The sequence below is a fragment of the Streptomyces sp. NPDC002499 genome (assembly GCF_053595415.1).
In genome coordinates this window covers 383157-402430 of sequence record NZ_JBSFXO010000013.1, presented here as the reverse complement: position 1 = coordinate 402430, position 19274 = coordinate 383157, and the positions used below count along the sequence as shown (strand labels likewise).

At 69.6% G+C, this 19274-nt stretch carries 14 protein-coding genes and 2 pseudogenes; 5 read left to right on the top strand and 11 right to left on the bottom strand.

Annotated elements, in window-relative coordinates:
- Positions 1-562 precede the first annotated feature (562 nt).
- The 4 genes and pseudogenes from ACWD5F_RS35095 to ACWD5F_RS35080 all read right to left on the bottom strand — a co-directional run.
- Positions 563-2248 (bottom strand): ribonuclease J, encoded by a 1686-nt coding sequence (locus ACWD5F_RS35095; protein ID WP_451260345.1) that lies wholly within the window; start codon positions 2246-2248, stop codon positions 563-565.
- 128 nt (positions 2249-2376) lie between these two features.
- Complete coding sequence (gene dapA, locus ACWD5F_RS35090) at positions 2377-3276, bottom strand: 4-hydroxy-tetrahydrodipicolinate synthase (RefSeq protein ID WP_401723087.1); 900 nt, start codon at positions 3274-3276, stop codon at positions 2377-2379.
- 193 nt (positions 3277-3469) lie between these two features.
- A complete protein-coding gene (gene thyX / locus ACWD5F_RS35085) occupies positions 3470-4669 on the bottom strand; it encodes an FAD-dependent thymidylate synthase (protein ID WP_451260357.1) in 1200 nt (399 codons plus the stop codon).
- Positions 4670-4828: 159 nt separating this feature from the next.
- Positions 4829-5119, bottom strand: a pseudogene (locus ACWD5F_RS35080) (FAD-dependent thymidylate synthase); the annotation flags it as partial.
- A gap of 198 nt (positions 5120-5317) precedes the next feature.
- Between ACWD5F_RS35080 and ACWD5F_RS35075 the strand changes: the two are divergent.
- Together ACWD5F_RS35075 and ACWD5F_RS35070 are read left to right on the top strand one after the other, a co-directional pair.
- Positions 5318-5554 carry a hypothetical protein gene (locus ACWD5F_RS35075; RefSeq protein WP_451260344.1) on the top strand — a complete coding sequence of 79 codons (237 nt, stop codon included), beginning with the start codon at positions 5318-5320 and terminating at the stop codon, positions 5552-5554.
- A gap of 90 nt (positions 5555-5644) precedes the next feature.
- Positions 5645-6199, top strand: a complete 555-nt coding sequence (locus ACWD5F_RS35070) for a PH domain-containing protein (RefSeq protein ID WP_451260343.1) — start codon at positions 5645-5647, stop codon at positions 6197-6199.
- A gap of 112 nt (positions 6200-6311) precedes the next feature.
- Here the strand turns inward: ACWD5F_RS35070 and ACWD5F_RS35065 are convergent, their stop codons facing one another.
- The 5 genes from ACWD5F_RS35065 to rpsO all read right to left on the bottom strand — a co-directional run bounded on the left by ACWD5F_RS35065 (position 6312) and on the right by rpsO (position 11745).
- Positions 6312-6764 (bottom strand): tetratricopeptide repeat protein, encoded by a 453-nt coding sequence (locus ACWD5F_RS35065; RefSeq protein ID WP_401723076.1) that lies wholly within the window; start codon positions 6762-6764, stop codon positions 6312-6314.
- Between the two features lie 8 nt (positions 6765-6772).
- Positions 6773-7525 (bottom strand): 4-hydroxy-tetrahydrodipicolinate reductase, encoded by a 753-nt coding sequence (gene dapB, locus ACWD5F_RS35060; RefSeq protein WP_123997344.1) that lies wholly within the window; start codon positions 7523-7525, stop codon positions 6773-6775.
- Positions 7526-7551: 26 nt separating this feature from the next.
- The gene (locus ACWD5F_RS35055; RefSeq protein WP_401723071.1) at positions 7552-8931 is read right to left on the bottom strand and encodes a M16 family metallopeptidase; all 1380 of its coding nucleotides are present in this window, start codon (positions 8929-8931) and stop codon (positions 7552-7554) included.
- The gene (locus ACWD5F_RS35050) at positions 8928-11144 is read right to left on the bottom strand and encodes a polyribonucleotide nucleotidyltransferase (RefSeq protein WP_401723069.1); all 2217 of its coding nucleotides are present in this window, start codon (positions 11142-11144) and stop codon (positions 8928-8930) included. The genes ACWD5F_RS35055 and ACWD5F_RS35050 overlap by 4 nt, the downstream gene beginning before the upstream one ends.
- Positions 11145-11457: 313 nt before the next feature.
- Positions 11458-11745, bottom strand: a complete 288-nt coding sequence (gene rpsO / locus ACWD5F_RS35045) for a 30S ribosomal protein S15 (protein WP_073494901.1) — start codon at positions 11743-11745, stop codon at positions 11458-11460.
- Between the two features lie 218 nt (positions 11746-11963).
- Between rpsO and ACWD5F_RS35040 the strand changes: the two genes are divergently transcribed.
- Positions 11964-12257: a DUF397 domain-containing protein gene (locus ACWD5F_RS35040; protein WP_401723067.1), complete on the top strand. Its 294-nt coding sequence runs from the start codon at positions 11964-11966 to the stop codon at positions 12255-12257.
- Positions 12258-12338: 81 nt separating this feature from the next.
- Here the strand turns inward: ACWD5F_RS35040 and ACWD5F_RS35035 are convergent, their stop codons facing one another.
- The gene (locus tag ACWD5F_RS35035) at positions 12339-13835 is read right to left on the bottom strand and encodes an outer membrane protein assembly factor BamB family protein (protein ID WP_451260342.1); all 1497 of its coding nucleotides are present in this window, start codon (positions 13833-13835) and stop codon (positions 12339-12341) included.
- Between the two features lie 459 nt (positions 13836-14294).
- On the opposite strand from ACWD5F_RS35035, the pseudogene ACWD5F_RS35030 reads away from it, so the two are divergent.
- Together ACWD5F_RS35030 and ACWD5F_RS35025 are read left to right on the top strand one after the other, a co-directional pair.
- Positions 14295-14375: pseudogene (locus ACWD5F_RS35030) on the top strand (hypothetical protein); the annotation flags it as partial.
- Between the two features lie 804 nt (positions 14376-15179).
- Positions 15180-18224, top strand: coding sequence for a nucleotide-binding protein (locus ACWD5F_RS35025; RefSeq protein WP_451260356.1), 3045 nt, complete (start codon positions 15180-15182; stop codon positions 18222-18224).
- An 85-nt stretch (positions 18225-18309) separates the two neighbouring features.
- Here ACWD5F_RS35025 and ACWD5F_RS35020 read toward each other — a convergent pair whose 3' ends face one another.
- Positions 18310-19257: a bifunctional riboflavin kinase/FAD synthetase gene (locus tag ACWD5F_RS35020; protein WP_451260341.1), complete on the bottom strand. Its 948-nt coding sequence runs from the start codon at positions 19255-19257 to the stop codon at positions 18310-18312.
- Between the last annotated feature and the right edge of the window lie 17 nt (positions 19258-19274).

The following is a 19274-nucleotide window of genomic DNA, read 5'->3' as shown; positions in this document are numbered from 1 at the left end:
TGTGTTAAGCACGCCGCCAGCGTTCGTCCTGAGCCAGGATCAAACTCTCCGTGAATGTTCTCCCGTAATCGGGATGACACCACGAGAGCGGAACAGTCAGGCGGAATAAGCCCGACCGTTCACAGCGTCCTCGCTGTGTTTTGTTCTTCAAAGGAACCACGCCCCAACCGTAATGACTGGAGACGGGGTATCAACATATCTGGCGTTGACTTTTGGCACGCTGTTGAGTTCTCAAGAAACGGCCGCTTCCTTTGTACTCACCCTCTCGGGCTTTCCTCCGGGCGCTTCCCTTCGGTCTTGCGTTTCCGACTCTATCAGATCGTTTTCCGATCCGATTTCCTCGGTGCTTTCCAGGTTCTCGCTTTCGCGTTTCCCTTTCCGGCGACTCCGACTTTATCAGAGACTCTGAGTCGGAATTCCCACCCGCTTCGGAGACCGGTTCGGACACACGAAGCGTCCGGGTTCCCGTTCAGGCGGAGACGTAAACGTACTGGAGCGGGCCGCCTCGATGCAAATCGAGGCGGCCCGCTCCAAGGTCACGCGTACGAGGGGTCGTACGTGATCAGACCTCCACCACCACCGGGAGGATCATCGGCCTGCGCCGATAGGTGTCGGAGACCCACTTGCCGAGGGTGCGGCGGATGAGTTGCTGCATCTGGTGCGGCTCCACCACGCCGTCCTGGGCCGACCGCTCCAGCACCTCTGTGATCTTCGGAGTGACCGCACCGAAGACGGAGTCGTCGATGCCCGAACCGCGGGCCTGGATGTGCGGGCCCGCCGTGATCTTGCCGGTCGAGGAGTCGATGACCACGAAGACCGAGATGATGCCCTCGTCGCCGAGGATCTTTCGGTCCTTCAGGGCCGGCTCGCCGACATCGCCGACGGACAGGCCGTCGACGTAGACGTAACCCGCCTGGACCTTGCCCGAGATCTTCGCCTTGCCTTCGATGAGGTCGACGACCACGCCGTCCTCGGCGATGACGATCCGGTCGTGCGGGACGCCGGTGAGGGCGCCCAGCTCGGCGTTGGCCCGTAGGTGGCGCCATTCGCCGTGGACCGGCATCAGGTTCTTCGGCCGGCAGATGTTGTAGAAGTACAGGAGCTCGCCGGCGGACGCGTGGCCCGAGACGTGCACCTTGGCGTTGCCCTTGTGGATGACGTTGGCGCCCCAGCGGGTGAGGCCGTTGATCACGCGGTAGACCGCGTTCTCGTTGCCGGGGATCAGGGAGGACGCCAGGATCACGGTGTCGCCCTCGACGATCCGGATCTGGTGGTCCCGGTTGGCCATGCGGGACAGGGCCGCCATCGGTTCGCCCTGGGAGCCTGTGCAGACCAGGACCACCTGGCTGTCCGGGAGGTCGTCGAGCGTCTTGACGTCGACGACCAGGCCCGGTGGGACCTTGAGGTAGCCCAGGTCACGGGCGATGCCCATGTTGCGGACCATCGAGCGGCCGACGAAGGCGACCCTGCGGCCGTGCTCGTGGGCCGCGTCCAGGATCTGCTGGATGCGGTGGACGTGGCTGGCGAAGCTCGCCACGATGATCCGCTTGCGGGCGCTGCCGAAGACCTGGCGCAGCACGTTCGAGATCTCGCGCTCGGGCGGGACGAAGCCCGGGACCTCGGCGTTCGTCGAGTCGGCGAGGAGCAGGTCGATGCCCTCCTCGCTGAGCCGTGCGAACGCGTGCAGGTCCGTGAGGCGGTTGTCCAGCGGGAGCTGGTCCATCTTGAAGTCGCCCGTGTGGACGACCATGCCGGCCGGCGTGCGGATGGCGACCGCCAGGGCGTCCGGGATGGAGTGGTTGACCGCGACGAACTCGCAGTCGAAGGGGCCCACACGTTCGCGGTTCCCCTCCGCCACCTCAAGGGTGTACGGGCGGATGCGGTGCTCCTGGAGCTTCGCCTCAATGAGGGCGAGGGTCAGCTTGGAGCCGATCAGCGGGATGTCCGGCTTCTCCCGCAGGAGGAAGGGGACACCGCCGATGTGGTCTTCGTGTCCATGGGTCAGGACGATGCCCTCGATGTCGTCGAGGCGGTCCCGGATGGACGTGAAGTCCGGCAGGATCAGGTCGATTCCGGGCTGCTCCTCCTCAGGGAAGAGCACGCCGCAGTCGACGATCAGCAGGCGGCCTCCGTACTCGAAGACCGTCATGTTTCGGCCGATCTCGCCGAGGCCGCCCAGTGGGGTGACCCGTAGGCCGCCTTCGGGGAGCGGCGGGGGCGGGCCGAGTTCAGGATGCGGATGACTCAAAAGACTCTCCTCACCACACACGCCACGTACCGATGGGCACGTGGCGTGCGTGACGTTCGTGCGTGTAGCAGTTGTCATTGTGGATTGCAGGCATCGGTGGCCCGCTTATTCAGTTGTGAAGTCTGGTGTCAGAGCTGTACCCCGCCGGCGGCAAGATCGATCTTGAGCTGCTCGATCTCTTCGGAAGTGCACTCGACCATCGGTGCGCGCAGCGGTCCGGCGGGCAGTCCCTGGAGGGTGAGCGCGGCCTTCGTGGTCATGACGCCCTGGGTGCGGAACATGCCCGTGTAGATGGGGAGCAGCTTCTGGTGGATCTCGGTGGCCTTCTGTACGTCGCCCGAGACGAAGGCGTCGACGAGGGCGCGCAGGTCGGGTGTGACGACATGGCCGACGACCGAGACGAAGCCGACCGCGCCCACGGAGAGCAGCGGCAGGTTGAGCATGTCATCGCCGGAGTACCAGGCGAGGTCCGCGCGGGAGATGGCCCAGCTCGCGCGGCCGAGGTCGCCCTTGGCGTCCTTGTTGGCGACGATCCTGGGGTGCTCGGCCAGTCGGACCAGGGTCTCGGTGGCGATGGGGACGCCACTGCGGCCGGGGATGTCGTAGAGCATGACCGGCAGCTCGGCGGCGTCGGCGACGGCCGTGAAGTGTCGGTACAGGCCCTCCTGCGGGGGCTTGTTGTAGTACGGGGTGACGACGAGGAGGCCGTGCGCGCCGGTCTTCTCGGCGGTGCGGGCCAGCTCGATGCTGTGGTGGGTGTTGTTGGTGCCGACGCCGGCCACCACGTGGGCCCGGTCGCCGACCGCCTCCAGTACGGCTCGTACGAGATCCGCTTTCTCCGCGTCGCTGGTGGTCGGGGACTCACCGGTGGTGCCGTTGATGATCAGGCCGTCGTTGCCTGCGTCCACCAGGTGGGTGGCGAGCCGCTGTGCGCCGTCGAGGTCGAGCGCGCCGTCCGCCGTGAAGGGCGTGACCATGGCGGTGAGGACCCTCCCGAAGGGGGTCTGCGGAGTGGAGGTCGGAGCCATGGGTAACACGCTACTCGCTGCTCAATGCGGGGTCTGCCCTTGGGGTGCGGGATAAGTCCGGACAAAGGAGGAGCCCGGTACTGCCTGCTCGGGGGTTCAAGCAGTACCGGGTCCGTTTGATCAGGCTAGATGAACTTCTCTAAATGCCGCAATACGGACACTTCGCTCGGCTGATCCGTACATGTGTGCCGGGTTACGGGGCGACACGGCCGTTGGTGTTGAAGGCGGCATGGGTGAGCGGCATGAGCTTGGCCCACTCCTCCTCCATCTTCTCGCCGACCATCTCGATCTCCCGCTGCGGGAAGGACGGCACCTTGGCCAGCTCGTGCTGGGTGCGCAGGCCGAGGAAGTGCATCAGCGAGCGGGCGTTGCAGGTGGCGTACATCGAGGAGAAGAGCCCGACGGGGAGGACGGCCCGGGCGACCTCTCGTGCGACTCCGGCGGCGAGCATCTCCTGGTAGCGCTCGTACGCCTGGACGTACGAGTCCTGCATCGAGCGCTCCACGATCGCCTGCTGCTCCTCGGAGCCCGCCACGAACTCGTACTTGCCCGGACGGCCCTGCTGGACGAGCTTGCGGTCTTCTCCGGGGACGTAGAAGACGGGCTGGAGCTCCCGGTAGCGGCCGGACTCCTCGTTGTAGGAGTTGTGGACGACGATGTCGTTCGCGAGGAAGTTGTGCCACGGCCCTTCCACGGTCAGGTCGTACGTCATCTCCTCGCCGTCGTCCTCGATCGAGACGATCGGATCCGGAAGGGCCACGGCGATCTTTCCGCCGCGTCGGGCGAGGTTCTGTTCCGATGCGCTCTTGGCCGCATGGCAGGGCTCACAGGCGGGCGCCAGGTTCCGCTCGTCGAGCGCACGGGTCAGGTCCGCGGCGACGGGAACGACATGATCGAGCGCGAGCTGCTCGCGCGGAAAGGACTCCTCGCAGAGATGACAGCGGTCGGTGTCGCCGATCAGCCGGTCGCGCTGCATCGAGGTCCAGACCCCGACACCACGACGGAGGCTCGGCGGGACGAGCCGCTCCGAAGGCCGAGGTGCCGTGCCGGCGGCCATGACCGCGTCTCCGACCTCGAGTTCACCGGCCTTCCGCCATCCGTCCGGGGTGAGCACCGCGTGATCGACCGTGGAACGCAGGACTCTGCCGCCTGCGGTGGTGATCTTGATCAGCGGCTTGATACCCGACTGGATGACGTCGACGATCGGAGCCCGTTGCGCGGTCAGGGTCTCTTCGTCGTAGCAGCGGACGTGGTTGCGCCGCACCGATTCGAGCGTGCGCAGACGGGTGGACGGGTGCTGCTCGCGGAATTCCGCGACGGCGGAGTCCGCCGCGTCACGGTTGTCGTACAGCCCGAGGTAGTGGTTGGTCTCGCCTCGACGGACCTGCGCCATCCACTTCTGCGCGCGGGCGTGCCAGGTGACACCCCCCGCCGAATGCGGCAGCCGGTCCTCCACCCCGAGGTGCCACAGCTTGTAGAGCTCCTCGATCGAGCGACGCCGCAGATTTCCTGCCTCGCTCACCAGCGTGATCTCCGTGTCGCCGGCGACACACCACCCCACCCGGTGCCTCATGAACTCGCGGAAGACGAAGATCGGGGCGCTCACGAAGAAGGTCATCGAGTTGTGTTCGAAGGGGCTGCCGTGGCGGTCTCGCATCAGGTAGTTGATCAGGCCCTTGGAGCGCTCCGGGTCCTTGCCCATCTCGTCCAGGGACTGCTCGCCGATGGTCGAGACGCGGGCGGCGAACAGGACGTCGGCGTCGGACGCGGTGTGCTTGACCAACTCGACGGTGACGTCGCTGCGGAAGCTGGGCTTGTGGTCGTCGGTGGGGGTGTCGGTCACGGCTCGCGGGGTCCTTCCGTCTCTGCTCTCGGGCGGCGCCCACTCTACGGGCCGGGACCGACAACGGGCGTTCGGTGGCGGGTCGCGACATACTGCGGCGAAATTCTGTGAATTCGGCGAAACCGGGCACCTCTTGGGGCATTCGCTCGTCTGACCTGATGAGAGTGATTCGTTCGACCCGAAGGGAGAAGCACCCCGATGTTCAGTCGGCGCGAACCCGTCCCGTTCGCCTTCCTCGCCGAAGCCGACAGGTTCCGCAGCAATGTCGCTCCGCCGCCCCGGGAGCGGGCGTCCTTCGGCCAGACGGCCGGGCGTTGGCTGCTGGGGCTCACCATCGTCGCCGGGATAGCGGGTTCGCTGATCCTCGGCATGCCGGCGCTGTCCACCCCGACGTCCACACCGGCCCAGCAATCACAGGCATCCCAGGGGCGTTGACTCCATCCGGACCCCACAGGTGGTGAGCACGGACACAGCCGGATAACCTCACCGGGCACAGCCCATGCATGGATTGAGTGAGGACCAGCCGTGCCCCTGCCCTTCCTGACGGCCGACCGAACCTTCGAGACGGCGGACGACATCGCGCTGCCGTTCGACGACCGCGACCGCTGGCGGCGGCCCTACCGTCCCGGCCCCTGGCGCGTCGGCATGGCGGCCCTTTGGCTGCTGCTCGCCTCGTTCGTGCTGTTCTCCGCGGTCATCCTGGCGCTCACCACCTCGGCGTCCGAAGCCGGCGTGATCCTCGCGATCGCGTTCGCCGTCATCCTCTGCTCGCTGCGCCTGCTGCGCGTGGGCGTGTGGGTCAGCGCGCACGGGCTGCGCCGGGTGAGCTTCTTCGGCACGCGGACCACGCCCTGGGACCGGGTCGTCGCCGTGCGGACGGTCCAACAGCCGGTGCGCTGGCTGGGGTTGCCCCGGACCGTGCAGGGACAGGCGCTGGTCCTCGTACGCAACGACCGCAGCCCGGAGGACGCGCCGGTGCTGTTGACGACGCACAACGCCGACTTCCTTGCGCGCACGGGGTCGTTCGACCGTGCGGCGGACACCATCGAGGCCTGGGCCGCGGAGAATCGGCGGAGCTGACGCCGACGGTCGTACGCAAGTCGCCTGTACTCAAGTCGAAGGGGCCGGCCCGCAGTTGGTGCGGGGCGGCCCCTTCGGCGTATTGCGGCGCGGGCATCCTTCGAGGATGCGGTCAGGCCTCGATGGTCCGGCCGTCGTGCAGGGCGATCGCCCGTTGCATCGCCTTGCGGGCGCGCGGGGTGTCGCGGGCGTCGTGGTAGGCGACGGCCAGCCGGAACCAGCTGCGCCAGTCGTCGGGGGCAGCCTCCGTCTCGGCCCTGCGCTTGGCGAAGACCTCGTCGGCCGAGTCGCGGTCGATACGGCCGCCGGGCGTGCGCGCCAGTTCGTCGACGGGCAGGCCGCCCTCGGCGTCGAGTTCGGCGGCCAGCGCGTTGGCCCTGCGGACGAACTGGGTGTTCTTCCACAGGAACCACAGGCCGATCACCGGCAGGATCAGCACCGCCACGCCGAAGGTGACGGTCAGGAGCGTGCCGGACTGGATCAGCATGACGCCGCGGCTGCCGACCAGGACGAAGTAGAAGACCAGGACGGCGGCCGTGACGGCGTAGGTGAGCTTGGCTCGCATGGCAGGTGTCAGCCCAGGTCCAGGAAGTGTTCCAGGCCGAAGGTGAGGCCCGGTGTGGTCACCACGCGGCGCGCGCCGAGCAGGATGCCCGGCATGAAGCTGCTGTGGTGCAGGGAGTCGTGGCGGATCGTCAGCGTCTCGCCCTCGCCGCCGAGCAGGACCTCCTGGTGGGCGAGGAGGCCGCGCAGGCGGATCGAGTGCACCGGGACGCCGTCCACGCTGGCGCCGCGCGCGCCGTCCAGGGCCGTCACCGTGGCGTCCGGCGCGGGCGCCGAGCCCGCCGTCGCCCGGGCCTCGGCGATGAGCTGGGCGGTCCGGGCGGCGGTGCCGCTGGGCGCGTCGACCTTGTTCGGGTGGTGGAGTTCGATGACCTCCACCGACTCGAAGTAGGGCGCGGCGATCTGCGCGAACTTCATGGTGAGGACGGCGCCGATGGAGAAGTTCGGCGCGATGAGCACGCCGGTCTCCGGGGACTGGGCGAGCAGGTCCTTGAGGTGCGCGAGGCGGTCGTCGGTCCAGCCGGTGGTGCCGACGACCGCGTGGATGCCGTGCCGGACGCAGAAGTCGAGGTTGCCCATCACCGAGGCGGGGGTGGTCAGTTCGACCGCGACCTGGGCGCCGGTGTCCGCCAGCGTCTCCAGCTTGTCGCCCCGGCCGAGGGCGGCGACCAGCTCCATGTCCTCGGCGGCCTCGACGGCCCGTACCGCCTCCGCACCGATCCGGCCCTTGGCACCGAGGACGGCCACGCGCAGCTTGCTCATGTTCTTGCTTCCTTACCGGAGGGGTGTCAGGCGACGGCTTCCTGGAGACGGGACGCCTGTTTGTCCTTCAGCGGCCCGATGACCGACAGCGAGGGCCGCTGTCCCAGGATGTCGCGGGCGACCGCGCGGACGTCGTCCGGGGTGACCGACGCTATCCGGGCCAGCATGTCGTCGACGGACATCTGCTCGCCCCAGCACAGCTCGCTCTTGCCGATGCGGTTCATCAGCGCGCCCGTGTCCTCGAGACCCAGGACCGTGGAACCCCGGAGCTGGCCGATCGCGCGGTCGATCTCGTCGTCGGACAGACCGTGCTCGGCGACCTGGTCGAGCTCGTCACGGCAGATCTTCAGTACGTCGTGGACCTGCGAGGGCCGGCAGCCGGCGTAGACGCCGAAGAGACCGCAGTCGGCGAAGCCGGACGTGTACGAGTACACGCTGTAGGCCAGGCCGCGCTTCTCCCGGACCTCCTGGAACAGGCGGGAGGACATGCCGCCGCCCAGGGCCGTGTTGAGGACCCCGAGCGCCCAGCGGCGGTCGTCCGTGCGGGCCAGGCCGGGCATGCCGAGGACGACGTGCGCCTGTTCGGTCTTGCGGCCGATCAGTTCGACGCGGCCCGCGGTGCGCAGGGCGCGGCGCCCGTCGCGCGGGGCGATGGGCGCGGCGTCGGCGCTCTTGAAGGCGCCCGACTTCTCGAAGGCGGCGCGGACCTGGCGTACGACCCTGTTGTGGTCGATGTTGCCGGCAGCCGCCACCACCAGGTGGGTCGGGTCGTAGTGCTTCTTGTAGAAGCGGCGGATGCGGTCGGCGGTGAGGGCGTTGACCGTGTCGACCGTGCCGAGGACCGGGCGGCCGAGGGGGTTGTCGCCGAACATCGTGTGCGCGAACAGGTCGTGCACGCAGTCGCCCGGGTCGTCCTCGGTCATGGCGATCTCTTCGAGGATCGCGCCGCGCTCGACGTTCACGTCGTCCTCGCGGATCAGCGAGCCCGTGAGCATGTCGCAGACGACGTCGATGGCGAGGGGGAGGTCGGTGTCGAGCACGCGCGCGTAGTAGCACGTGTACTCCTTGGCGGTGAACGCGTTCATCTCGCCGCCGACCGCGTCGATGGCGGAGGAGATGTCCAGCGCGCTGCGCTTGGAGGTGCCCTTGAAGAGCAGGTGCTCCAGGTAGTGCGTGGCGCCGTTCAGGGACGGCGTCTCGTCACGGGAGCCGACGTGCGCCCAGATGCCGAACGTGGCGGAGCGCACCGAGGGCAGCGTCTCGGTGACGATGCGCAGGCCGCCCGGGAGGGTGGTCTTGCGGACCGTGCCGATGCCGTTGGTGCCCTCGATGACGGTTTGGGTACGGGCGACGGCCCGCGCCTCCGAAGAGGTGCGGGCCGTCGCCGTGGAGCCGCTCGACGTCACTGGTCGGTGTCGTCCTTCTTCTCGTCGTCGCTCTCGCCCTCGATCACGGGGATCAGGGAGAGCTTGCCGCGGGAGTCGATCTCGGCGATCTCGACCTGGACCTTGGCGCCCACGCCCAGCACGTCCTCGACGTTCTCCACGCGCTTGCCGCCGGCGAGCTTGCGGATCTGCGAGATGTGCAGCAGACCGTCCTTGCCCGGGAGCAGCGACACGAACGCACCGAAGGTGGTGGTCTTGACGACCGTACCCAGGTAGCGCTCGCCGACCTCCGGCATGGTCGGGTTGGCGATGCCGTTGATCGTGGCGCGGGCGGCCTCGGCCTGCGAGCCGACCTGGGCACCGATGTAGATGGTGCCGTCGTCCTCGATCGTGATCTCGGCGCCGGTGTCCTCCTGGATCTGGTTGATCATCTTGCCCTTCGGGCCGATGACCTCGCCGATCTTGTCCACGGGGATCTTGACGGTGATGATCCGCGGGGCGTTGGGGGACATCTCGTCCGGCGTGTCGATCGCTTCCATCATCACGTCGAGGATGTGGAGGCGGGCGTCACGGGCCTGCTTGAGGGCCGCGGCCAGGACGGAGGCCGGGATGCCGTCCAGCTTGGTGTCCAGCTGGAGGGCGGTCACGAACTCCTTGGTGCCGGCGACCTTGAAGTCCATGTCACCGAAGGCGTCCTCCGCACCGAGGATGTCGGTGAGGGCGACGTAGTGCGTCTCGCCCTTGATCTCCTGGGAGATCAGGCCCATGGCGATACCGGCGACCGGGGCCTTCAGGGGCACACCGGCGTTCAGCAGCGACATGGTGGAGGCGCAGACCGAGCCCATGGACGTCGAACCGTTGGAGCCGAGGGCCTCGGACACCTGACGGATCGCGTAGGGGAACTCCTCGCGGGTCGGCAGGACCGGGACCAGGGCGCGCTCGGCGAGCGCTCCGTGGCCGATCTCGCGACGCTTCGGGGAGCCGACGCGGCCGGTCTCGCCGACGGAGTACGGCGGGAAGTTGTAGTTGTGCATGTAGCGCTTGCGGGTCACCGGGGAGAGGGTGTCCAGCTGCTGCTCCATCCGGAGCATGTTCAGGGTGGTGACGCCCAGGATCTGGGTCTCGCCACGCTCGAACAGCGCCGAGCCGTGCACGCGCGGGATGGCCTCGACCTCGGCGGCGAGCGTACGGATGTCCGTGACGCCGCGGCCGTCGATGCGGACCTTGTCCTTGATGACGCGCTCACGGACCAGGGACTTGGTCAGCGAGCGGTACGCGGCGGAGATCTCCTTCTCGCGGCCCTCGAACTGCGGGAGCAGCTTCTCGGCGGCGAGACCCTTGACGCGGTCCAGCTCGGCCTCGCGGTCCTGCTTGCCCGCGATGGTGAGCGCCTGGGACAGCTCGTCCTTGACGGCGGCGGTGAGCGCCTCCAGGACGTCGTCCTGGTAGTCGAGGAAGACCGGGAACTCGCCGGTGGGCTTGGCGGCCTTGGCGGCGAGGTCGGCCTGGGCCTTGCAGAGCACCTTGATGAAGGGCTTCGCGGCGTCCAGACCGGAGGCGACGACCTCCTCGGTGGGCGCCTCGGCGCCGCCCGCGACCAGCTGGATGGTCTTCTCGGTGGCCTCGGCCTCGACCATCATGATGGCGACGTCGCCGTCCTCCAGGACGCGACCGGCGACGACCATGTCGAAGACGGCGTCCTCGAGCTCGGTGTGCGTCGGGAAGGCGACCCACTGGCCGTTGATCAGCGCGACACGGACGCCGCCGATCGGGCCGGAGAAGGGCAGACCGGCCAGCTGCGTGGACGCGGAGGCCGCGTTGATCGCGACGACGTCGTACAGGTGGTCGGGGTTGAGCGCCATGATCGTGGCGACGACCTGGATCTCGTTGCGAAGGCCCTTCTTGAAGGACGGGCGCAGCGGGCGGTCGATCAGGCGACAGGTGAGGATGGCGTCCTCGGAGGGACGGCCCTCGCGGCGGAAGAAGCTGCCGGGGATCTTGCCGGCGGCGTACATCCGCTCCTCGACGTCCACCGTGAGGGGGAAGAAGTCGAGCTGGTCCTTGGGGTTCTTGGAGGCGGTGGTGGCCGACAGCACCATGGTGTCGTCGTCCAGGTACGCCACGGCGGAGCCGGCGGCCTGCTTGGCCAGGCGGCCCGTCTCGAAGCGGATGGTGCGGGTACCGAAGGTGCCATTGTCGATGACGGCCTCGGCGTAGTGGGTCTCGTTCTCCACTAGCGTGTTCTCCGTTACTTTTCGTCTGCTTTTCGTCTTTTGTCCCGATCCGCCCGTATGGCGGGGGGACATGAGCGGAGAAGCGCTCCACCTGTTGCGGGCCGGTCTTCGATCGAAGCACCCGGGTTCGCATTGCCCGGGAGCCACTACCGAGGACCGGCGGCGGCGAGGTGCACTTCTCCTCGTGCTGTTGCGTTGTGCTACCACACTACAAAGCGGGTGTGACACTCCGCACGTTTCCGCACGTACGGCGGCACAAACGGCGAAGGGAGCGGCCCCCGATCGCTTCGGGAACCGCCCCCTTCACGGCGTACTACTTGGCGCCCGCCGCACCGCGACGGATGCCCAGGCGGTCGACCAGCGCACGGAAGCGCTGGATGTCCTTCTTGGCCAGGTACTGGAGCAGCCGGCGGCGCTGACCGACCAGGATCAGCAGACCACGACGGGAGTGGTGGTCGTGCTTGTGGGTCTTGAGGTGCTCGGTCAGGTCCGAGATGCGGCGCGAGAGCATGGCGACCTGGACCTCGGGGGAGCCGGTGTCGCCCTCCTTCTGGCCGAACTCGCCGATGATCTGCTTCTTCGTGGCGGCGTCGAGCGACACGCGTACTCCTCATGGTCTGTGTGCCTTCGAGTGCCCCCGGTCTAATTCTCGGGGGAGCTTCGGTGACTCGTCAGGCGGAAAGCCGTAACACAAACGGCCGTCACTCAGGGTACCAGGAGCCGGTGGGCGCCCTTACCAGCTCCGCGAACCCCGGAAGGCGGGCGTACCAGGTCACTAAGGTTGGCACACGGATCACGTCGGGAAGGGGTCGCTGCGGCATGGCGGAGACGGAAGAGCAGATCAAGGCGCGCAAGGAGCGCGAGCGCGACGAGCTGTACGCGCTCGACATCTCCGGCGTCGAGTGGCGCAGCGCGCCCGGTACCGAGGAGCACGAGGAGCGGGTCGAGATCGCCGACCTTCCCGACGGGGCGGTCGCCATGCGGTCCTCGCTCGACCCGGACACCGTGCTGCGCTACACCGAGGCGGAGTGGCGGGCCTTCGTGCTCGGCGCGCGGGACGGCGAGTTCGACCTGGAGCCGACGACGCGCAACGGGGGCCTGTCGGCGGAGTGAGCACGCGCGCGTAGGCGATCGCGAGAAGGAGTAAGGGGCGGCACGTATACGTGCCGCCCCTTACTCCTTCTCCTACGGCCCTCAGTGCTTCAGCCCCGCGGTGCCGTAGCCGACGGTCACCAGGACCGGGTCCTTCGGGGACTTGTCGTCGCGGGACAGTTCGCGCTTGGCGAAGAAGACGCGGCCCTGTTCGTAGACCATGTCCGACTGCTCCGGGTCGCCGAGTTCGGAGTCGTCATCCTCCGGCAGGCTGAACAGCAGCAGCGGGGTCTCCCGGTCCGTACGGGCGTTCCAGCTCACCACGGCCGCCGACTGGAAGCCGGTGCGGCCCTGGCGGAAGATCAGCAGCTCGTCGCCGTTCATCCGGAGTGGGAAGACCTGCTGGAACGGGCGTCCGTCGAACTTCCCCTGCCCCCGCCCGGTCTTGAGGTCGAACGCCACGATCCAGTCCGCGGCCTGGGCGGGGTCGGTGGACTCCTTGCTGGTGACGTACGCCCGGGTCGGGCCCACGACCACGCCGTCGCAGTTCTCGACGGTGCCGAAGTACGAGCTGCCGAAGTACCGGTCGTCGCACTTCGCGTCGTAGCCGCCCAGCGAGATGGTGGCCAGGTGCTTGCCGTCGCCGTCCAGCGTGATCAGGTCGGTGACCAGGCTGTCGCCGGCCGCCACCGCGAGGACGGGCGGGTCGGACGAGGGCAGGTACACGTCCTGCACACCGCTCGCGAGTCGGTACGTCCACTGCGCCTTGCCTGTGCGCGGGTCGAGCCGCTGCACCTCGTACCGCGTGTCGGGCAGCGCGCCGCAGGCTTCCAGCGCGAGGAGTTCGCGCCCGCCGGCGAAGCCCTTGTCCTCGCACTCGGAGGTGGAGGTGCCGTTCCAGAGCTGCTTGCCGCTCTTCATGTCGTACGCGACCGAGCCGTGCCCCCAGCCCACCGCGACGACGCCCTTGGCCAGGGTGATGTTCGTGTTGGTCACGAACGCGGCGCGAGCCGACGGCATCGTCTTCTGCCAGAGCTTCTTGCCGGTGTCCAGGTCGACGAGGACGACCTGGTCGCACACGCCCTCCGACTTCGCGCCCTCCGGCTGCGGGGGCTGGACGACGACCGCGGTACGGCCGTCGGCGGTGACGTGGTCCGTGACCGCGCAGAGGTGGCCGCCCAGGTCGAGGGTCCAGGCCTTGTCGCCGCTCTCGTCGCCGATGCGGTAGCCGTCGACACGGGTGGCGATGCCCTTGGCGAGGATCGTGCCGGTGGCCCAAGTGCCGGGCGCGTAGCGGGGGTCGGTGTCGGGGCGAGCGGCGAGACCCTCCTCGCTGAACTCCAGCACGTTCTGCCCCTCGGGCGATACGGGTCGCTTCTCGACCGTTTCCCTGACGTCGTCCGGGGCCTGAGCGACCACGGCCGTCTTCTGGTCTCCGGGCTCGTCGTCGCCCGACATCAGGAGCCAGCCGCCGACACCTCCGACGGCGACTACGGCGGCCGTCACGGCGCCCAGCAGACGGAAACGGCGACGCCTGCGGGACCGGTCGGCCGCCAGTGTGGACTGGGTGTAGATCGAGGGAGGTGGGCCGAAGCTCACGCGAAGAAGTCCTTTTCGGTCAGATTCCGTCGGGGGGTGGTCGGAGCGGCCCCCACTATGCCCGCCGCCTGGTGGAACGCATGGCGTGGGGTGGGACGCCGTTTCCCCAACACCCTTGCAGGGAACGCCTCTTCGGGTGTAAGCGCAGGCACCGCGGTGTCGATTCCTGTCCGGCACGTTCACGGATCGTGCCCGGTTTGTTCACCGATGGGGCAGCTGACTACGGCACTTCTGGGCTGGTTGTGACGCACCGGGAAGGCGCTCAGGGGTGGACGGGCCTGCCGAGGTGGGGCCCCTGGTGATTAGGCTGGGAGGGGGCGCGTCGCCAGAACCCGTGGACCGGGCGGTGGTGTCCCAGGGGGAGAGCCGGTGGATCGGACTACCTCGGACAACGTAAGGACGACAAGCGATGGTCGCCCCGACACGGCATGAGGGTTCTCGACCACACCAGGAGGAATTGTGAGCAGCGATCGGGACGGGAACCGCGGGGGCTGGGCCACACCCGGCGATGACCAGCCCGACGCGGAGGCCTCCGTCGAGACGACCGGCGAGTTCACCATCGATTACGCGCCGCCCGCCTGGTACACGCAGAACGCGTCCGGGGGGTCGGGTTCGGGATCGGGTTCGGGATCAGGGCCGGGTTCGCAAGAGGCGCAGGGGGCTGCTCCGGGTCAGGGGCAAGGTCCTGGCCAGTCGCAGGATTCCGGTCATGGGCCGGGGCAGGTGCCTGGGCAAGTACCCGGACATGGGGTGAACTCCGGTGCGCCGGCAGTTGGGCTCTCTCCTGCGGACTTCTCCGCGCTTCCTGGGCTGACTCCGCCTGCTCATTCGCTTCCGCAGCCGCCCAGGCCGGGTGCCTCCGGCGGTCCTGCCTCCATTCCTGCTCCAGCTCCGGCTCCCGGGGCGCCTTTCACTCCGCCCGCGCCGCCCGCGCCTGCGCCCGGGGCTCCGTTCACGCCGCCGGCGCCTCCCGCGCCCGCGCCTGGGGGTGCCTTCACTCCCCCAGCTGCTCCCCCTGCGCCGCCCGCGCCTGTGCCGGGGGCGCCTTTCGCACCGCCTGTCACGCCGGGTGCGCCGGTGGTTGGCGGGCCGGGGGCGGTACCCAGTCTTCCGACGGGGAGTGGATTCGAGCCGCAGGGGGCGCAGCCGACGCCGCCCGCGCCTGCCCCAACTCCCGCGACAGCTCCGGCGGCTCCGACTCCGGCTCCGGTCGCGGACGTCTCTTCTCCGACCGCCGTGCCGAACGTTCCCGTCGTCGGGGTCCAGCCGCTCGTGGGTCCTTCCGACGCCGCATCGGATTCCGGGGACGAGTCCGGGAACGGTGATCTGGAGAGCGGCGCGACCATGCGCATCTCTCCCGTCGCCCTGAAGCGGGACTTCGCGGAGCGCACGGCTGCCGCTGCTGCTGCCGCCGCCGAGGAGGCGGAGGGCGCCGGCGAGGTCGTTGCGACCGACGGCCAGGACGAGCACGAGGCCACGGAGCCTTCGGCGGTCGAGCCGGAGGAAGCCGAGGAACCGGAGGAAGCGGAAGCGGTTGACGCCGGGGGCCAGCCCGAGACTGAGGCCGCCGCCGAGCCCGACGCGAACGGGGAGGCAACTCCGGACGCCGAGGCCGAGGTCGAGGTCGAGGTCGAGCCCGAAGTCGCGCCGGAGACCGAGACTGAGGCCGCTGCGGAGACCGAGGCCGAGCCGGAAGACGCCGAAGCTCAGGACTCCGCGCCTGCCGACCCCGAGCTTGCGGGCTCGGTGACTGGCGATGCGGAGACCGAGGACGCGGTGGCCGAGGACGCCGTTGCCGAAGACTCGGTGGCCGAGGACGCCGTAAACGAAGACGTCGTGCACGAAGACCTCGTAGACGAGAACGTCGTAACCGAGAACGCCGTAGCCGAAGAAGCCGCACCCGCAGACGCCGTGCCCCAACACAACGAGCCGCAGGACAACGCCCCGGACGAGGAGCCGCAAAGCGACGCTCCCCAGGCCGCCGCCGAGCCGCAGGACGCTCCGCCGGTCGGGCCGCCCGTCTGGACTCCCCCGCCGGCGCCGCAGAGCGGGTTGCCGCCGTTGCCGCCGTCGTACCAACTCGCCGCGCCCGCAGCGGCGGCCGAGTGGCCCGCGCAGCCTCAGCCGCAGCATGCGGAGCCGGTCGCGCCCGCGCAGCCGGAACCGGCAGCCGCTCAGGCCCAGCCGCCCGTGCCGCCGTTCCAGCCGCAGGCCCCGCAGCCCGCCCCCGCGGCCTGGCACCAGCCGCCGCAGCAGCCCCCGACCCCACAGCCGGTCGGCCAGGGCCACCCGCAGCCGGCCCCGCCCGCCCCCAACACCCCCGGCGCCTACGGCTTCCCGCACCCCGGGGCACCCACGGCACCGCAGGCGCCGACCGACGCCCCGCCGCCGAACGGCTACGGCTTCCCTCAACCGCCGGCGCCCAACACCCCCAACGCACCGAGCGGTTACGGCTTCCCGCAGCCCCCGGTCGCCCCCAACACCCCACCCGCCCCCGCGACTCCGCAGGCACAGACCGACGCGCCCCCGCCGAACGGGTACGGCTTCCCGCACCCCGGAGCGCCCGCGCAGACGCCCGCAGCACCGCAAGCCCCCGCCGACGTACCCCCGAGCGGCTACGGCTTCCCCCAACCGCCAGTTCCCAACACGGCGGCCACCCCGCCCGCACCCGCCCCGACCCCCGCAGCGCCGCAGGCCCCCGCCGACGCACCCCCGAGCGGCTACGGATTCCCGCAGTCCCCGGCGCCCAACACCCCCGACGCGCCCGGCGGTTACGGCTTCCCGCAGCAGCCCGCGCCTCAGGCGCAGCCCCACCCGGGCGTCCCCCCGCAGCCCCAGCCGCAGGCTCACCCGCAGCCCAACCCCCAAGCCGCGCAAGCCCCTCAGCCTCCGCAGAACCCCCAGTTCCCGCAGGCCCCTCACGCGCCTGCACCCGCGCCCGCACCACAGCACCCGCAGGATCCCCAACACCCGCAAGCCGCCCAGCCCGCTCCCCAGGACCCGCACGCGCCGCATCCCCAGCAGCCCCCCGTCGACCCCCGCACCGGTACCTCCTGGCCGCAGCCCATGCAGCACGATCAGCGGCAGATGACCAACCCCGGGGCCGCGCCGCTGGGTTACACCGCCGCCGTGGAGCTGTCGTCCGATCGGCTGCTCAACAACAAGAAGCAGAAGGCGAAGAGCGGTCGGCCAGGAGCCGCGCCCTCGCGGTTCAAGATCGGCGGGAAGAAGGAAGAGGCCGAGCGGCAGCGGAAGTTGGAGCTGATCCGGACGCCCGTGCTGTCCTGCTACCGGATCGCCGTCATCAGCCTCAAGGGCGGGGTCGGCAAGACCACGACCACCACGGCGCTCGGTTCGACGCTCGCCACCGAGCGGCAGGACAAGATCCTCGCGATCGACGCCAACCCGGACGCCGGTACGCTCGGCCGCCGGGTGCGGCGGGAGACCGGGGCCACCATCCGTGACCTCGTCCAGGCGATCCCGTACCTCAACTCCTACATGGACATCCGGCGGTTCACGTCCCAGGCCTCGTCCGGTCTGGAGATCATCGCCAACGACGTCGACCCGGCCGTGTCGACCACGTTCAACGACGAGGACTACCGGCGCGCGATCGACGTGCTGGGCAGGCAGTACCCGGTCATCCTCACCGACTCGGGCACGGGTCTGCTCTACAGCGCCATGCGCGGTGTGCTCGACCTCGCCGACCAGCTCATCATCATCTCGACGCCGTCGGTGGACGGGGCGAGCAGCGCCAGTACGACGCTGGACTGGCTGTCCGCGCACGGGTACGCGGACCTTGTCTCGCGCTCCCTCACCGTCATCTCCGGTGTGCGCGAGACCGGCAAGATGATCAATGTCGACGACATCGTCCGGCACTTCGAGACGCGCTGCCGCGGTGTCGTGGTCGTGCCCTTCGACGAGCATCTCGCCGCCGGTGCCGAGGTCGACCTCGACATGATGCGGCCGAAGGTGCGCGAGTCGTACTTCAACCTCGCGGCGATGGTCGCCGAGGACTTCGTACGCCACCAGCAGGCGCACGGCCTGTGGACGAGCGACGGGAACCCGCCGCCGGTCGCGGCCCCGCCGCTGCCGGGACAGCAGTACCAACAGGTTCCGGGGCAGCCGTACCCGCAGCAAGGCCAGCCGTATCCGCAACAGGGCCAGCCGCCCTACCCGGGGCAGCAGCAGCAGCCTCCCGCGCAGCCGGGCCCGTACCCGCCGCAGCAGCCCCAGCCGCCTCAGCCCGGTCAGCCCCAGCCGGGTCAGCCGTACGCACAGCCGGGGCAGCCCCATCCGCCGCAGCCCGGACAGCCGTATCCGCCGGCCGGTTACGGCTACCCGCAGCAGCCGGACGGGCAGGGTCCGCCCCCGCCGCCCCAGCAGCAGTAGGCAGCCGCAGACAGACGAAGGGCGGCCGGTGTCTCGATGACACCGGCCGCCCTTCGGCGTTCGTTCCGTTCCGCTGCGCGGACTGTTACTCCGCCGCCGAGATCAGCTCCCGGCACCGCTTCACGTCCTCCGCCATCTGCACGAGCAGCGCGTCCAGGGACGCGAACTTCGCCTGGCCGCGGACGAAGGCGAGGAAGTCCACGGCGACGTGCAGGCCGTACAGGTCGAGGCCGACGCGGTCGATCGCGTACGCCTCCACCGTGCGCTCGGTGCCGTCGAACTGCGGGTTCGTGCCGACGGAGATCGCCGCCGGCATCGCCTCGCCCTGGACGTGCAGCCAGCCGGCGTAGACGCCGTCGGCGGGGATGGCGGTGTGGGGCAGGGTCTCGACGTTGGCCGTCGGGAAGCCGAGCTCGCGGCCGCGCTGGGCGCCGCGTACGACCACGCCCTCCACGCGGTGCGGGCGGCCCAGGATCTCGGCGGCGCCCTCGACCTCGCCCTCGGACACCAGGCGCCGGGTCAGGGTGGAGGAGAAGGGTTCGCCGCCGCCCGCCTCACCGGTCACGAACAGGTCGACGACCTCGACCTCGAAGTCGTAGACCTTGCCCTGCTCGATCAGGAACTCGACGTTTCCGGCGGCCTTGTGGCCGAAGCGGAAGTTCGGGCCCTCGACGACCGCCTTGGCGTGCAGCTTGTCGACCAGGACCTTGACGACGAAGTCGGCGGGCGTGAGCTTCGAGAACTCGGTGGTGAAGGGGAGGATCAGCAGCTCGTCCACGCCCAGCTCGGCCATGAGTTCGGCGCGGCGGTGGTGCGGGGCGAGCAGCGGCGGGTGACTGCCGGGGCGGACGACCTCGCTGGGGTGCGGGTCGAAGGTGACGACGACGGAGGGGACGCCCAGCTCACGGGCGCGCTCCACGGCGTGCCGGATGATCAGCTGGTGCCCGCGGTGGACTCCGTCGTAGGAACCGATGGTGACGACGCTGCGCCCCCAGTCCTCGGGGATGTCCTCCAAGCCACGCCAGCGCTGCACTGTGACCGCTCTCCTCG

What these genes read in the sequence shown, in the direction of transcription:
- dapA (WP_401723087.1), bottom strand. Translation starts at nt 3,276, where the DNA reads ATGGCTCCGACCTCCACTCCGCAGACCCCCTTCGGGAGGGTCCTCACC.
- thyX (WP_451260357.1), bottom strand. Translation starts at nt 4,669, where the DNA reads ATGGCGCAGGTCCGTCGAGGCGAGACCAACCACTACCTCGGGCTGTAC.
- ACWD5F_RS35075 (WP_451260344.1), top strand. Translation starts at nt 5,318, where the DNA reads ATGTTCAGTCGGCGCGAACCCGTCCCGTTCGCCTTCCTCGCCGAAGCC.
- ACWD5F_RS35065 (WP_401723076.1), bottom strand. Translation starts at nt 6,764, where the DNA reads ATGCGAGCCAAGCTCACCTACGCCGTCACGGCCGCCGTCCTGGTCTTC.
- dapB (WP_123997344.1), bottom strand. Translation starts at nt 7,525, where the DNA reads ATGAGCAAGCTGCGCGTGGCCGTCCTCGGTGCCAAGGGCCGGATCGGT.
- ACWD5F_RS35040 (WP_401723067.1), top strand. Translation starts at nt 11,964, where the DNA reads ATGGCGGAGACGGAAGAGCAGATCAAGGCGCGCAAGGAGCGCGAGCGC.
- ACWD5F_RS35025 (WP_451260356.1), top strand. Translation starts at nt 15,180, where the DNA reads ATGCGCATCTCTCCCGTCGCCCTGAAGCGGGACTTCGCGGAGCGCACG.